The following is a 15,174-nucleotide window of genomic DNA, read 5'->3' as shown; positions in this document are numbered from 1 at the left end:
TGCCTAAAAGAAGCCACTTTTTTAATTGCTCTTCCTGAACAACGTGCAGGGCAGCTTTTTTCTCTTTATACATATAGTGTTTAACAAATACTGAATCTTCTGCTTCATTTACAATTACAAATAGGATGTAATCAAATGTATCTGTAATCAAACTAGCATCTTCACTTTTTTCAATTAATAAAATTCCAAGAGTGGATTGCAAACTAGCACGTTCTTGATAAATAGGGCGAAGGATATCCTCCATCTTCTCTTCCTCCAAAAGCTTTATTTAGGCACTGTTATTAAATTTAAACGTGATTTTAGCTCACTTTGCACAAAGTGAGCCGCGTCCGAAAAACTTAATTATAACAAAGCCATTTTTTAAATTTCTACAAAACTCTTCATAATCCTGCTAAATCCTAATATAGATATGATTTCTTTCTTGACCTGAAAATATTTTTCATTTTTTTCCATAAACCATCTGTGATATAGTTGTTTCAGGAGGGACTACCATGGCTAAATATTCTAGTAAAATCAATAAAATCAGAACATTTGCATTAAGTTTGATTTTCATCGGTTTCCTTGTTATGTACCTCGGTATTATCTTCAAATCACATCCGATTGTGATGACAATCTTTATGCTTCTCGGTCTTTTATGCATTATGGCAAGTACAGGTGTTTATCTTTGGATTGGAATGTTATCTACTAAAACAGTCCAAGTTCTTTGTCCAAGCTGCCAGAAGCCTACTAAAATTTTAGGACGAGTGGACATATGTATGCACTGTAATGAAGCACTCACACTAGACAAAAGCTTGGAAGGCAAGACATTCAACAAAAAATATAATCAAAGGCAGCTATAAAAGAAAAAAGTTCCAACCAAAAAGGTGGAACTTTTTTAATGTGCTTCTTTTTTCGAACAATCTGGACATTGTCCGTAAATTTCCATCCGGTGTTCATTCACTTTAAATCCTGTAACCTGAGCAGCAAAATGTTCAACTTCATCCAATGCAGGATAATCAAAGTCCACAATCTTTCCGCAACTTTGGCAAATAACATGATAATGATTCGTTGTCACAAAATCAAATCTTGCAGAAGAATCACCATAGGTTAGTTCTTTCACCAATCCAACTTCGCGAAATACTCTAAGATTGTTATAAACAGTAGCTACACTCATGTTCGGAAATTTCCCTTCCAACGCTTTGTAAATATCATCTGCTGTTGGATGAGACATGGAGTTTATTAAATATTCCAGTATCGCATGTCTTTGAGGAGTTATTCTAACACCGGTATCTTTCAAGGAATCTAAAGCTTCTTTTAATTGAATTTCAGACACCGCCATACACCTCTTTTTCTAATTAAGTATAAATTATTAAATTATAATATTTATAAATAGTGTACCTGTTATCGACTTATTTTGTCAATATTTCTACTACTAAATATACTCCATTATACGAGGATTCATCGCTTTTTATTAGTTTTTTATACAAAGCTTTTTAATATCCTCTGTTTATATCAATGACATTGATATATTGTTTACCATTTGATACATACTCTTGTAAATTTTTCTCGAATATCACGAAACAGCGCGGCAGATATTGATCACTTTGACTTGATGAATGGGGAGTTACTGTAACATTTTCCATATTCCAATAAGGATGATTCCGTGGAAGCGGCTCAGATTCAAACACATCCAAAATAGCATGTGTAATTTCCTGTTTCTCTAACGCTTGAAGTAAAACGGATTCTTTAACGAGATCCCCCCGACCGATATTGATAAACACAGTACTGCTCTTCATTGCCTGAAAATGTTTCTCCATTAAGATATACCGTGTCTCTTTCGTGCTCGGTAACACTGAAACGATGTAATCAGCTTGAGGTAAAACAGCCAGTAATTCTTCCATTTTATAAAGAGTATCAATATGCTCAACACCCTGACCACTGCGATTAATACCTAGTGTTGTCATTCCAAATGCTTTAGCTAATCGAGCAATCTCTCCACCAATCGCCCCTGTACCAAGAATAAGCATTGATTTACCATGTAATTCTCCCATTACGATACTGCTCTGCCAATTTTCATCACGCTCTTGCTGAATTAATTGTTTTAGTCTTTTTTCATATTGCAGCATCATTCCAAATGTATACTCAGCCATAGGAATTTTATGAATGCCTCTAGCATTAGTGACAAGAATTCCACGCTCTTCAATTGACTTAAAAGGCATTTTCTCCAAACCTGCGCTCATCACCATAATCCATTTAAGCTTCTTTGCTTTTTCAATATGCTCATCGGTTAAGTCCTCTCCATATGTAATCAGCACTTCCGCTTCAGCCAAGCTTTTGTCGTTCCATACCTCTTCATATTTGAATGTTACATTAAGAAACGCTTGCTCAATATGCTGTTGAATTTCTTCTGATGGTGTAATGGTTGAAACAATAAGCATCTTGCTCATTCTCCTTTCACTCTTCTTATTCATTTATAGTCTTTTATACAATAAAAAAACACGGGAACCTAAGTCCCGCGCAACTAGTTTGTGAGGAGGTATTCCCTTACTACAAGCATATTCATCTACGCTTGTTTTGAATTGGACAAAAGCCTTTCCAACTGAAAATAGGCATACCTTCTCCGACTATTCACCTAAACTTCGAACATATTCAAGAGCTTCTTCTACATGCCCTTTTACTTTTACTTTCCGCCATTCTTTCACAAGTACCCCTTCTTTATCAATTAAGAAGGTTGAACGTTCAATTCCCATATATTCTTTACCGAAGTTTTTCTTTAGCTTCCATACTTCATAAAGCTCTGCTACCTCATGCTGGTCATCTGCTAATAAAATAAATGGGAGACCGTGTTTTTCGATAAATTTTACATGTCTTTCAACCGGATCCGGACTTACTCCAATAATCACGGCATTTAATTGTTCAAACTGCTCATGCTGGTCGCGAAAATCACACGCTTCTGTTGTACAGCCAGGTGTCATATCTTTCGGATAAAAATATAACACAACATGCTTACCTTTAAAATCTGCTAACGAAACCATTTCTCCACGATGATCACGGACGCGAAAATCAGGGGCTTTCTCACCAATATGAACTGTCATGATATGTACCTCCATCTTTCTTTCTCATCGTAATCGTACTCAAATATGATAAGAAAGACAACTTTCATTTATCCTTTCTATCAAAATGTTCCATCTCAATCACCGTCCGAATGACAAAAGCAGCTGGCAACGTATATCCGATAAATGCTTGAATCGTTGCAATAATCCGCCCTACCCCAATGGGACTAATATCTCCATAACCAACTGAAAACATCGTCATCGCACTAAAGTAAAAAGCTGTTTTTAATTGCTCTGAAAAATTCCCATCTAATCGATTGCCCAAATCTAATATAACTGCATAATTTTGCAGCTCAAATAATAAATAAATGAGTGCAAAACCAACTAAAATTGTCGTATACAAATTACCAAGCCATAGTAAGTTTTCCACTGAAAATCGCTTTTGTTCTGAATCCGCTAAAAAAAGTGTTCGAATACTCATCGTCATACAAAAAACGACGCCAACGACCAATACATAAAACATCATAAAAAACGCCTCATTTCAAAAGCAACTCATACCCTATCTTTACTCTTTGTCCTAGCGATATATGACCTTTATGGAGTGAACTTCATCCTGAAGGCTCCTTTATTCATCCTAACGTCAAAACTCCCTCCAACATCAGTTGAAGGGAGTTGCTTAATTTCCTGCTCCACGATATTTTTTTATTCCTTGATTCCAAATCATCACAGACACCGTAAAAAAGACAAGCCCGACAACCGGTGTTAAAAATGAGAAAATATACCACTCTTCCTTACCAAGGAAGTATGAAGCAGGATATACGCCCACAAAAGCAAATGGCAGTACCCACGTAAGCATAAAACGAATCACTTTATTATAAATATCCACTGGATAACGACCATAGTTGCCGATATTATACATCATCGGCATAATCGATGTTTTAGAATCCGACCAAAAGCCAACACTTGCGATAACGATAAACACGGATGCATAAGCAAGTGCCCCGCCTATTGCAAATAGCACAAATAAAATCGGATCATACCAAGTAAGCTCAAGTCCTAAATTGGCCCCTGCATAAAAAATGATAATAAAGCCCGTCACTAACCCAAACAACGATTCTAGCTCCATTCTCTCAATCACAACTTGAAATAAACTATGAATCGGCCGCGTCAAAATACGGTCCATTTCTCCCTTTACAATATATCGATCATTGAAATCCCATATATTAAAAAAGGCTGAAAATAACGCATATGGAATAAGAAAAAAGCCGTAAATAAAAATAATTTCATCTCTATTCCATCCGTTCAAAAACTGCGTGTGGCCAAAAACGACGAGAATAAACACTAAATTCACCGCCTGATTGAATAAATCAGATAAAATTTCCACAATGAAATCTGAGCGGTATTCCAGTCTCGTCTTCATATATTGACTAACATATTGAAAAAAGATTCCTATATAAAACATTTTCTCAACCTCCTTGAATAATGAGCTGTTTTTTAGCTACTATCCATAAAAGTTGAATCGGGATAAGCAGAATAATTACCCAAATACATTGTTGACCTAACGCCATCAAAAGCTCACTATGACTAAAGCCGTTTGTAAAAATCATACTCGGTATATAACTAATCCCTTGAAATGGTAAGTACCGCATTACATCTTGCGCCCACAACGGGAAAAAGCTAATCGGTAAAAGTAATCCGGAGAATAAATCCACTATTACTCTTTTAGCGCGAATTAAACCGGTATTGTTATAGAAGAAAAAGGCCATAATTCCTGTTAATAAATTAATTTGAGTATTAATAATAAAGCTAAATAGCAGCGAAATGGCGAAGTACCCCCAAGTTGCTCCATTATACGGAATATGTACTTGGAAAAGAAGCGTGACGAGAATCATTCCTGGTATCGAAAAAAAGAAAAAGCGAAAAATTCCCTCTCCTAATCCAGCCATCGTCTTCATTCCTAAATAATGATACGGTCGAAGCAGCTCAATGGCGACCTTTCCATCCTTTATCTCCATGGCAATTTCTCGGTCAATATTATTAAAATAAAACGCTCGCGCCATCCAAGCAATCGCAACATATGAAGTCATCTGCTCAATCGTTAATCCCTCAATGGATCCTTTATCTCCATAAATGGCACTCCATAAAAAATAATACGCCCCAATATTAATCGTATAAATTACTATTCCTGTGTAGTAATTCAATCGGTACGCCAACATCATTAAGAAGCGCATCCGAATCATCTCGATGTATTTACTCACACTCTCTCCCCTTTCATCTGTTCTGTTCACTTTAGCAAAGGTCAGACAGTGCCTGTTTCATATATATTTCGCACAATTTCCTCAATAGATGTTTCATGAATTTTAACATCCTTAATAGGAAAAGAAGTAACGACGGTCGAAATGAGCTGTGAAATGTGATCGCCCTCATCTTTAATAACAGCTAAATACGTATGATTTTTTTCATCATACTCCCATATAACCGGAAATGATAAAGGCAATGCTTCCAACTCTGCTTGTTGGACAGGCTTTACAAACTGAAAATGGACTTCCTTATCTTCTCCCCAGTTCTCTTTTAAGCTTTGCAATTCCCCGTCATAAATAATTTCTCCGCTATCAAGCATGACAACTCGTTCACAAAGCGCCTCAATATCTCCTAGATCATGAGTCGTTAATAAGATGGTCGTATTGTATTTTTCATTAATCTCTTTTAAAAATTCACGGATTTTTAATTTAACAAGTACATCTAAACCAATCGTAGGCTCATCTAAAAATAAAAGGGGCGGGTTATGAATTAAAGCAGCAGCTAACTCACAGCGCATACGTTGCCCAAGCGAAAGCTTCCGAACCGGTTTATCAAGCAACGGCTCAATATCGAGCGTTTTAATTACATGATTCATATGTTCGTTATATTGCTCATCTGATACTTTATATACTTTTTTCAACAATCGAAACGATTCTTGTACAGCAATATCCCACCAAAGCTGTGAGCGTTGTCCAAACACAACCCCAATCGTCCGAGTGAATTTTTCACGCTCCCGATGCGGATTCATACCATTGACTACAATTTCTCCTGAGGTCGGAGTTAAGATACCTGTTAACATTTTAATTGTTGTCGATTTGCCCGCTCCATTTTCTCCTATATAAGCAACCATTTCTCCTTGTTTCACTGTAAATGAAATATCATTGACCGCAGGCACAATTTTATAATTTCTTGTTAATAGGTCACGAAAAGCTCCCTTCAACCCAGAGCGGCTTGAATACGATTTAAACTCTTTCCGCAACCCCTTCACTTCAATTGCATTACTCATTCCATAGTCCTCCAATAAAATTCCTGTCTAATCACTTAGTTTATCCAATGACGTTTCTATAAACAATAGAAACGCTTAAATTGTCGCACACAATATCCCAGCCTTCATGTTTTTCAAAGCAAAAAGTGCTATGATGGTGTATGAATATTTGTAAGTTTATTTAGGAGGCTTTTCATAATGAAATTCACTAATTCTGAGCGTTTACATAAAGAGGCTCTCGAACATATCGTCGGTGGTGTAAACAGCCCTTCCCGTTCATATAAAGCAGTCGGCGGCGGTTCACCTGTAGTCATGGAACGTGGACAAGGCGCTTATTTTTGGGATGTCGACGGAAATAAATACATCGATTATTTAGCAGCTTACGGTCCAATCATTACAGGGCATGCTCATCCTCATATTACAAAAGCCATTACACATGCAGCAGAAACAGGTGTCTTGTATGGAACACCAACAAAACATGAAATTAAATTTGCGAAAATGCTTAAAGAAGCCATGCCAAATCTAGAAAAAGTTCGTTTTACAAACTCGGGCACAGAGGCCGTTATGACAACCATTCGTGTTGCTCGTGCTTATACAGGCCGCGATAAAATTATCAAGTTCGCTGGCTGCTATCACGGACATTTCGATCTTGTACTCGTTGCAGCTGGGTCCGGTCCTTCCACGCTCGGTACGCCGGACTCTGCTGGTGTAACAAAAAACAGTGCTCAAGAAGTCATTACCGTCCCATTTAATGATATTGAACCATTTAAAGCAGCTCTGCAAAAATGGGGTCCTGAAGTAGCTGGCGTACTCGTTGAACCGATTGTCGGCAACTTTGGAATTGTGGAACCTAACAAAGGGTTTCTTGAAGAAGTGATTCAGTTATCACATGAAGCTGGTGCTGTCGTTATTTTTGATGAAGTCATTACCGCATTTCGTTTTATGTACGGAGGCGCTCAAGATCTACTAGGAGTTCAACCAGATTTAACAGCCCTTGGAAAAATTATTGGCGGCGGACTGCCTATCGGTGCATACGGTGGAAAAAAAGAAATTATGGACACAGTTGCTCCACTCGGCCCAGCTTATCAAGCTGGGACAATGGCAGGAAATCCAGCTTCCATGTTATCGGGCATCGCTTGTTTAGAAGTCTTACAAGAAGAAGGTCTTTATGAAGAGCTTGATCGTTTAGGAAAAATATTAGAGGATGGTATTTTACAATTAGCAGAGCAATATCATGTTCCAATTACGATTAACCGTCTTAAAGGCGCCTTAACGATTTATTTCACAACGGAAAAAGTTGAAAATTACGAGCAAGCAGAAAACACAGACGGAGAAATGTTCGGTAAATTTTTCAAATTGATGCTCCAACAAGGAATCAATCTAGCTCCATCTAAATACGAAGCTTGGTTCTTAACAACCGCTCATACAGAAGAAGATATTACGTATACATTAAAAGCCGTAGAGCACGCTTTCAAACATTTAATGACTAAGTAAGGAAGAAAAACTCCTCGAAAACAGCATGCATGATTTCGAGGAGTTTTTTTTGCTCTTCTCCGCTGTTCTATAATCGTTCTAAAAAAGAGATTAGACTTCCTTAATCAATCTACTATACATTTACACGCGATTGATTTCTGAATATTTAGATGATATCATTAACTTATATTTCCATTTTTTGATCCTTTATCTTATCATTCCATTTATTAAAAAGTTAAATACTTTATTTACTTTTCATATGAGTTTTCTTGCACTATTACAAGTTTTGTAGGAGGTGAAAGGCAGTTAATAAGGTGGATCCTTATTACGAGCCGAACAAATGACTCAACAATGGAACCCAGCTACTTTTAAAGAGTTTTATAAAGAAGAACATGATGCTTGTGGCATCGTTGCTTGTATTGAAAAAAAAAGAGTGCCCACAAATGAAAATATTTTCGCTTGTATTCATGCACTAGTAAAAATGAATCATCGCGCCGGATTTATTAACGGAGAAGGTGACGGTGTCGGGATTCATATTGATATTCCAAGAGCTCTTTGGAAAAAGAAATTAGCCGCAAAAAATGTAGATCCTAACCTTGTTGACAGCAACCAGTTTATTGTTGGCCACTTATTTTTAAGCACAAAAGAAAATACTCACAAACTAAAAACAGAAGTTAAAGAAAAACTCCTTCAGCATGGACTATCATTAGTGTTCGAAACAGATCAAGCCTATAATCAAGACGCATTAGGCCCGATTGCCATTCAAGAAAATCCTGTCTTTTGGCAGTTCGCCTGTACAGCAAACACGAAACAACAGTCTGAACTATCCAGCATACTATTCGAACTCATTCTCACAATTGAACAAAATCATCATATTCACGTCGCTTCTCTTAGCCAATATCATGCGGTATACAAAGTGATGGGCGCCGGTGATATTCTACCTAAATACTATCCAGATCTTGCAGATCCCGTGACAGCTTCAACGATGACATTAGGTCATAACCGTTTTTCAACTAATACATTATCCAGCTTCTTCCGCGTACAGCCCTTTAGTGTGCTCGGTCATAACGGAGAAATTAATACGATTGCTAAACTGCGTGATGAAGCAAGAATGATCAATACCCCACTCGCCAAGGACGGAAGTGATTCCCAAGATTTAAACCGAACGATCGAAACGTTTATTTATCGCCATAACTTCTCATTATTCGAAGCTGTAGATTTAGTCTTCCCGCCTATTATTAATGAAATAAAAATATATCCTGCTCATCTTCAAAATCTATATACGTATTTAAGAGAAGCTTGGGGACATTTCGCCCAAGGTCCTGCGGCCATCATTTCCCGTTTCGGCGATGAAGCTGTATTCTCTGTTGATTCATTAGGCTTACGTCCTCTTTGGCAGCTTGAAATAGAATCATCCTATTTATTTTCTTCAGAACCGGGCATCATCTCTTCTTCTGAGTACACAGGTGACCCAAAACCGCTTGGTCCAGGAGAAAAAGTCGGCTTAAAATGGGAAAAGGATTCTATTAAACTGTATAACTATAAAGCTTTTCAAGAAGAAATTTATGAACGATTTAAAAAACGATTTACTTTAGCTAATGATAGCGTGCGTCTCCAAACACCAGCCTTCAAAAAAGTGGTGACGACAACACAGCCTGAAGCCATTCATAATGGCCAGTACAAAGCATTTGGTTGGGAAAGAGAACATATTCAATTAGTCGAACAAATGGCTGAAAAAGGAGTCGAGCCGATTCGTTCATTAGGGCATGACGCACCGCTTGCAGCTCTTAATCCACAGCGAACCAATATCGCAGACTTCATTAAAGAAAGCGTAGCCGTCGTGACAAATCCAGCGATTGACCGTGACCGGGAAACAGAGCATTTTTCTACACGAACCATTATCGGCAAACGCCCAACACTGTTCGCTGCTGAACAAGCTGGAAAAGTAACGGAATTATTAACGCCGTTGTTAATAGAAGGACAGCTTGGCTATGACTGTTCAAGCTTTATTCAACAGCCTAGCTACGATCAACTCGTTCATTATTATGAAAAAGAAAAGCAGACGGCCTTTATTTCTACGACATTTACTGAAACAGAAAATATTCCGGACGCACTAACTAGAATTACAGATGAAGCAGTAGCTGCTGTTAATGCAGGCAAAACCTTGCTTATTCTTGATGATCAAGAAACTCATCAAGACGGCAAACTGTGGCTCGACCCGCACTTAATTACATCAGCTGTTGATCAAGTGTTAGTCCAAACAGGCAAACGACGCGACTGCTCTATCTTGTTACGTTCTGCTGCTCTTCGGTCCCTGCACGACATTATTCTTGCTTACGGTCTTGGAGCCAATTTAATTAGTCCTTATTACATGTTCTTCTCCCTCTCTACGGAAGAAGCTACACCTTCTGTTAACCTATATCAGGCTTTAACAAAAGGACTAGAAAAAGTCATTTCGACCATTGGGATTCATGAGCTGCGTGGATATGGACGCTTGTTCTCAAGTATCGGCCTGCATGAGGAAATTGTTCAACATTTAAAGATTGTCAACTTTTTCGGTTCCCATGAATTAGGCTATAATTTCGATGCACTCAAAGCAGATGCCATTCAGCGTGCAGTAGATTATCAAAATGAAAAAGAACGTATCAGCAAAACCTTTCACCTGTTCCCACGAATTTGGAAATCAATCGGTGAAATGGCCACAACCGGAGAGTACGATGCCTATCGGGAAAAAATTTCTGAACAAGAAGAAAACAATCCAACAGCGATAAGACACTTAACGTCCTTTAAGACAACAAATACATCGCTTTCTGCCGAAGACGTGACCATTTCAATAAAGGATCATGATCTGCCATTCGTTATTGCTTCCATGTCATTTGGATCGCAAAACGAAACAGCTTTCCGCGCTTATGCAGAAGCGGCCAATCGACTGAACATGATTAGTATGAATGGAGAAGGCGGAGAAATTAAAGATATGCTTGGTAAATATCCAAAAACTCGTGGACAGCAAATCGCGTCCGGCCGTTTCGGTGTCAATGCAGAGCTCCTTAACTCTTCTAACCTATTAGAAATCAAGATTGGGCAAGGTGCAAAGCCTGGTGAGGGCGGCCACCTTCCAGGCTCCAAAGTAACAGCCAAAATTGCGGAAGCACGAAATGCAACGATTGGCTCTGACTTAATCTCACCATCTAATAATCATGACATCTATTCGATTGAAGATTTAGCGCAAATGATTCATGAGCTAAAAACGGCTAATGATAAGGCAAAAGTAGCGGTTAAAGTGCCGGTCGTTCCAAATATCGGCACCATTGCTGTCGGCATTGCAAAAGCAGGAGCGGATATTATTACACTTTCTGGTTTTGATGGCGGTACAGGAGCCGCCCGGATTCATGCACTAGAACATGTAGGGCTTCCAGTTGAAATTGGAGTAAAAGCTGCTCACAATGCTCTTCTTGAAGCAGGACTTCGTCAACAGGTGGAAATTTGGGCAGATGGCGGGTTAAAAAGTGCCGCTGACATTTTAAAAGTAATGCTGCTCGGTGCCAATCGTGTCGGCTTCGGTACATTATCAATGATTGCCGTAGGCTGTACAACATGCCGCGGCTGCCATTTGGATACATGTCATGTTGGCATTGCGACGCAGATTGAATCAGAAGCACAAGCAAAGGAACATGGTTTACGACGTTTTGTGCCGCGTAAATTCGATTTAGCCGTTCTCGGTTTAACGAATATGTTTACCGCCTTCGGAAAAGAGTTAAAGGCATTAACTGCTTCTCTCGGCGTGAAAAACCTTCAAGATATTGTCGGTCGTTCGGATTTATTAGAACAAGTAAAAGGATTTGATTCATTAAATTTAACATACTTGTTAAAAACATTAGATATTGAACCATTTTCTACTATAGAAACTGCTCCTTACTTAAATGAAAGTGCTGTACAGGTAGCCGTAGGAGCAGAATATTTAGATGCACAAGTGGAAGATTTACAACAATCTCGCTCGTATAGCTCCATCACATCTGAGCAGCGTGTGCTTGGAAGTCGAGTATCTTGTCACCGTGTTCGCAATCGACTAGATGGCTCCTATAAACAGCTTCCTCCTGTTCAGTTGTCTTATCAGGATGGATCGATTCCAGGAAACGGTTTAGGCGCTTATAATAGTGAAGGAATCTCGATTAAAGTGAACGGCGGCGCACAAGATGGTATTGGTAAGACCGCAATTGGAGGAAATATTTTCATCTTCAAATCGCAAGGGAAAGACGGCAACTTCTACAACGGCTCTGTTGGGAAAGGCTTCGGGTATGGCGCACAGCATGGATTGCTCATCGCTCAAGGTGACGCTGATGCACGCGCAGGTATTCGTCTATCTGGTGCCGATATAATTATTGGCGGTCAATTAAAACAGCCAATCTCAGATAATGAGCAAGGAAATATCGCAGTCTCTGCCAATATTAAAGGTTTTGCTTTTGAATATATGACAAATGGTCGGGGGTTAGTGTTAGGAGATCCGGGTCCATGGATTTGTGCCGGTATGACAGGTGGTGTCATTTATTTACGTCATCAACCAGAAGCTGGCTTAACAAAAGAGACTCTTAAACGGCGAATTGCCAAAGGAGCAAAGGTGTCCATCGATCCTTTAAATGACGAAGGCGTGAAAGATATCGAGGAACTACTAGGCAATTATGTGACCTTATTAAAGGAACAAGGTCAACGAGAGGAAGCTGCCTCCCTTGAGGTACTACTCCAAGAACCGAAGAAGCACTTCATTCAAGTTGTACCAGTCAAAGAACAAGCGGACCCATCTGTGTCCACCGAGTAATATAAATCAACAAAAATTTTCAATCCGCTTCGGTGCCTGAAGCGGATTGAAAATTTTATATGGCCTTATCTTTGAACAAAGTCCAAAGCTGGTTTCCTAATTATAGGAGCCAGTTTTTTATTCGTAATCAAACATATACTAATTGTAACAATAATTAAAATATTGATTTACCTATTGAAACTATAAGATAAACCTTGTATATTACAGTTGTTTACTTCGTTGCTAATTAGCAAAATGTTACAAACTATAAACTTTGAAAGGATTTAAATATATGAAGTTAGGCGCCCGCATTCTTAAGACGGGAATAGCAATTGTTTTAGCACTTTACTTATCCGAACTGCTAAATCTTCCTGCCCCTATGCTTTCTGGAATCGCCGCAATCTTTGCGATTCAACCGACAATTTATCGCTCCTATCAATCCGTCTTAGAACAAGTTCAGGGAAATCTGATTGGTGCGATTGTAGCCGTCACTTTCGTTTTACTGTTCGGAAATGATATTTTCATTATTGGTTTGGCTGTAATGATTGTCATCACAATCAATATTCAGTTAAAAATGGAAAATACGATTATCCTTTCTATTGTGACGGTCATTGCGATTATGGAAACACAAACTGGAGATTTTCTCGAATTTGCCTTTATTCGTTGTTCTTCCGTTTTACTTGGAATTCTCTCCTCTTTTCTCGTCAATCTTGTGTTCTTACCGCCTAAGTATGAAACAAAGCTATATAACGGGATTACAGCGACTACTGAAGATACATTAAAATGGATTCGCATTAGCACACGGCACGCTTCTGATCAAATGCTACTAAAAAAAGACATCAATCGTTTAAAAGAGGATTTATTAAAAATTGAACAAACGTATTCTATGTTCAAAGAAGAAAGAGAGTATTTTAAAAAGAATAACCTGGCCAAATCAAGAAAGTTAGTCGTCTATCGACAAATGTTGATTACCACTAAAAAAGCATTTGAAACATTAAAACGAATTCATAAATTTGAAAATGAAATTAACCATTTACCTGAAAATTTTCAACGTAAACTTTTACAACATCTTGATTATTTAAGCCATATGCACGAGCAGCTTCTCCTTCAACATATTGAGAAAATCAAATCAATTAGTCATCTTGAAGAATGGAGCGGTGAAGATTATTTAAGTCAACAAGAATTACTTACACTCTTTTTTGAACAACATTATAAACTAGATGCCGTACATGATGACGAGGAACATGTATCAACAAGAATTGTCCCTTTAATCTCAGCCATTATGGAATATGGTGAACAGCTTGATCATTTAGAAAAACTCATCGTCAGCTTCCAATCCTTTCATAAAGGAGTCAACGAAGTCTCTGTTGAAGAAGAGAATGCTTAATAACTAAAGGCTGGCCTGAATCATCCTCTAGTATTTAATAAACCTGCTTTAAAAAATAATTTGACTTTTTATAAGCAGGTCATTACTCTTAAATATATAACTCTAGTTAAACTTGGCTATTAGCTGAGAGACGAAATTTTAAAAGGTTTCCTTTTTTCGTTCGTCACTTGTCGATTACGACAAGTGGCGTTTTTTATTTTTACAAAGGAGTGTTAGTTCATGCAGCTATTAAAGTATTCAATTATGATGTTAATTGGAGCCATTTGTTATGGAACATTATCATCCTTAATTAAAATCGGCTATTCCAACGGCTTCAATCCAGGAGAACTAGTCGGTTCACAATATGTAATTGGGTGGGTTATTATCGCCATCGTTTTCCTTTTGTCAGGTTCTTATCGCGTTTCTTGGAAGCACGCTGGATTATTGTTACTAACAGGAATGTTAGCTGCTTTAGTCGGTAAAACATACGCTGTTTCGGTACAAGAGCTTCCTGCCTCTGTCGCCGTTGTCTTTCTCTTTCAATGCATTTGGATGGGAACTGTTATTGAATGTTTATTAGCTAGAAAATGGCCAGGTAAAAATAGACTGATAGCGATTGGTCTAGTTTTTGTCGGCACATTATTAGCTGGAGCTATTTTCGGCCAATCCCTTTCTGCCCTAAGCGTAAAAGGTGCTTTATTCGGGTTGCTTTCTGCCCTTATTTTTGCAATATATATGTTCTGTAATGCTCGTTTTGCGACAAAAGTTAAGACAACTTCTAGATTATTTTATATTGGGACAGGAGGTATGCTAGCCGCTGCCATCACAGCTAACCCTGTTCAATTAGTCACACGAATCATCACAACGGACCTATGGCAGATCGGCATCTTACTCGGCCTGCTTGGGGTGGCTATTCCATTCTTCCTCTTTGCTATCGCCTTGCCGAAAATAGGCATTGGATTAGGTGCGATTCTTTCTGCTGCAGAGCTGCCGTCTGCTATGGTTACAGCTGTTCTTTTATTAGGAGAATATGTTTCTCCCCTGCAATGGTTTGGGATCAGCCTAATTGTTGTTGGAATGCTCTTACCGGATATACAGCACTATATCAAAAAATCAAAAAACACCATGAAAATAGCGTAAAAAAAGGGTGCCGCCGAAGCGCAGCACCCTTTTTATAAAGATAGGTTCTTGTTAAATAACATGTTGATTTTTAGCTCATTTAAGC

13 protein-coding genes (1 of these 13 cut by a window edge) are annotated in these 15,174 nt (G+C 38.3%); 5 read left to right on the top strand and 8 right to left on the bottom strand.

Going from position 1 to position 15,174, the window contains the following annotated elements; all coding sequences use genetic code 11:
* Window positions 1-244: the start of a nucleotidyltransferase-like protein gene (locus BAOM_RS03625; protein ID WP_127759100.1), read on the bottom strand. It extends 620 nt beyond the left edge of the window; the window shows 244 of its 864 coding nt (coding positions 1-244); the start codon lies at window positions 242-244; its stop codon lies off the left edge, out of view.
* Between the two features lie 247 nt (window positions 245-491).
* Between BAOM_RS03625 and BAOM_RS03620 the strand changes: the two genes are divergently transcribed.
* Window positions 492-839, top strand: coding sequence for a YgzB family protein (locus BAOM_RS03620; protein ID WP_127759099.1), 348 nt, complete (start codon window positions 492-494; stop codon window positions 837-839).
* 35 nt (window positions 840-874) lie between these two features.
* On the opposite strand, the gene perR is transcribed toward BAOM_RS03620, so the two are convergent.
* The 7 genes from perR to BAOM_RS03585 all read right to left on the bottom strand — a co-directional run bounded on the left by perR (window position 875) and on the right by BAOM_RS03585 (window position 6,339).
* Window positions 875-1,318, bottom strand: coding sequence for a peroxide-responsive transcriptional repressor PerR (perR, locus tag BAOM_RS03615; protein WP_127759098.1), 444 nt, complete (start codon window positions 1,316-1,318; stop codon window positions 875-877).
* Window positions 1,319-1,472: 154 nt separating this feature from the next.
* Window positions 1,473-2,417 (bottom strand): D-2-hydroxyacid dehydrogenase, encoded by a 945-nt coding sequence (locus BAOM_RS03610; RefSeq protein WP_127759097.1) that lies wholly within the window; start codon window positions 2,415-2,417, stop codon window positions 1,473-1,475.
* A gap of 186 nt (window positions 2,418-2,603) precedes the next feature.
* Window positions 2,604-3,074 (bottom strand): thioredoxin-dependent thiol peroxidase, encoded by a 471-nt coding sequence (bcp, locus tag BAOM_RS03605; protein ID WP_127759096.1) that lies wholly within the window; start codon window positions 3,072-3,074, stop codon window positions 2,604-2,606.
* 64 nt (window positions 3,075-3,138) lie between these two features.
* Window positions 3,139-3,558: a potassium channel family protein gene (locus BAOM_RS03600; protein WP_119118811.1), complete on the bottom strand. Its 420-nt coding sequence runs from the start codon at window positions 3,556-3,558 to the stop codon at window positions 3,139-3,141.
* A 150-nt stretch (window positions 3,559-3,708) separates the two neighbouring features.
* Window positions 3,709-4,494, bottom strand: coding sequence for an ABC transporter permease (locus BAOM_RS03595; protein ID WP_127759095.1), 786 nt, complete (start codon window positions 4,492-4,494; stop codon window positions 3,709-3,711).
* Between the two features lie 4 nt (window positions 4,495-4,498).
* Window positions 4,499-5,290 (bottom strand): ABC transporter permease, encoded by a 792-nt coding sequence (locus tag BAOM_RS03590; RefSeq protein WP_127759094.1) that lies wholly within the window; start codon window positions 5,288-5,290, stop codon window positions 4,499-4,501.
* Window positions 5,291-5,331: 41 nt separating this feature from the next.
* A complete protein-coding gene (locus BAOM_RS03585) occupies window positions 5,332-6,339 on the bottom strand; it encodes an ABC transporter ATP-binding protein (RefSeq protein WP_127759093.1) in 1,008 nt (335 codons plus the stop codon).
* 177 nt (window positions 6,340-6,516) lie between these two features.
* On the opposite strand from BAOM_RS03585, the gene BAOM_RS03580 reads away from it, so the two are divergent.
* The 4 genes from BAOM_RS03580 (at window position 6,517) to BAOM_RS03565 (ending at window position 15,089) form a co-directional block, all read left to right on the top strand.
* Window positions 6,517-7,812: a glutamate-1-semialdehyde 2,1-aminomutase gene (locus tag BAOM_RS03580; protein WP_127759092.1), complete on the top strand. Its 1,296-nt coding sequence runs from the start codon at window positions 6,517-6,519 to the stop codon at window positions 7,810-7,812.
* A gap of 319 nt (window positions 7,813-8,131) precedes the next feature.
* Window positions 8,132-12,604 (top strand): glutamate synthase-related protein, encoded by a 4,473-nt coding sequence (locus BAOM_RS03575; RefSeq protein WP_127759091.1) that lies wholly within the window; start codon window positions 8,132-8,134, stop codon window positions 12,602-12,604.
* A gap of 271 nt (window positions 12,605-12,875) precedes the next feature.
* Entirely contained in the window at window positions 12,876-13,970 is a 1,095-nt protein-coding gene (locus BAOM_RS03570) for an FUSC family protein (protein ID WP_127759090.1), read from the top strand.
* Window positions 13,971-14,189: 219 nt separating this feature from the next.
* On the top strand, window positions 14,190-15,089 hold the full coding sequence (locus BAOM_RS03565) for an EamA family transporter (RefSeq protein ID WP_127759089.1): 900 nt from the start codon (window positions 14,190-14,192) through the stop codon (window positions 15,087-15,089).
* Window positions 15,090-15,174 lie beyond the last annotated feature (85 nt).

The organism is Peribacillus asahii (assembly GCF_004006295.1).
Classification (GTDB): Bacteria; Bacillota; Bacilli; order Bacillales; family DSM-1321; genus Peribacillus; species Peribacillus asahii_A.
This window is presented reverse-complemented; position numbering and strand designations above follow the sequence as displayed.

Excerpts from the sequence above, each read along its gene's own strand:
- BAOM_RS03620 (WP_127759099.1), top strand. The coding sequence starts at position 492 with ATGGCTAAATATTCTAGTAAAATCAATAAAATCAGAACATTTGCATTA.
- perR (WP_127759098.1), bottom strand. The coding sequence starts at position 1,318 with ATGGCGGTGTCTGAAATTCAATTAAAAGAAGCTTTAGATTCCTTGAAA.
- BAOM_RS03610 (WP_127759097.1), bottom strand. The coding sequence starts at position 2,417 with ATGCTTATTGTTTCAACCATTACACCATCAGAAGAAATTCAACAGCAT.
- bcp (WP_127759096.1), bottom strand. The coding sequence starts at position 3,074 with ATGACAGTTCATATTGGTGAGAAAGCCCCTGATTTTCGCGTCCGTGAT.
- BAOM_RS03600 (WP_119118811.1), bottom strand. The coding sequence starts at position 3,558 with ATGATGTTTTATGTATTGGTCGTTGGCGTCGTTTTTTGTATGACGATG.
- BAOM_RS03595 (WP_127759095.1), bottom strand. The coding sequence starts at position 4,494 with ATGTTTTATATAGGAATCTTTTTTCAATATGTTAGTCAATATATGAAG.
- BAOM_RS03585 (WP_127759093.1), bottom strand. The coding sequence starts at position 6,339 with ATGAGTAATGCAATTGAAGTGAAGGGGTTGCGGAAAGAGTTTAAATCG.
- BAOM_RS03580 (WP_127759092.1), top strand. The coding sequence starts at position 6,517 with ATGAAATTCACTAATTCTGAGCGTTTACATAAAGAGGCTCTCGAACAT.
- BAOM_RS03575 (WP_127759091.1), top strand. The coding sequence starts at position 8,132 with ATGACTCAACAATGGAACCCAGCTACTTTTAAAGAGTTTTATAAAGAA.
- BAOM_RS03570 (WP_127759090.1), top strand. The coding sequence starts at position 12,876 with ATGAAGTTAGGCGCCCGCATTCTTAAGACGGGAATAGCAATTGTTTTA.
- BAOM_RS03565 (WP_127759089.1), top strand. The coding sequence starts at position 14,190 with ATGCAGCTATTAAAGTATTCAATTATGATGTTAATTGGAGCCATTTGT.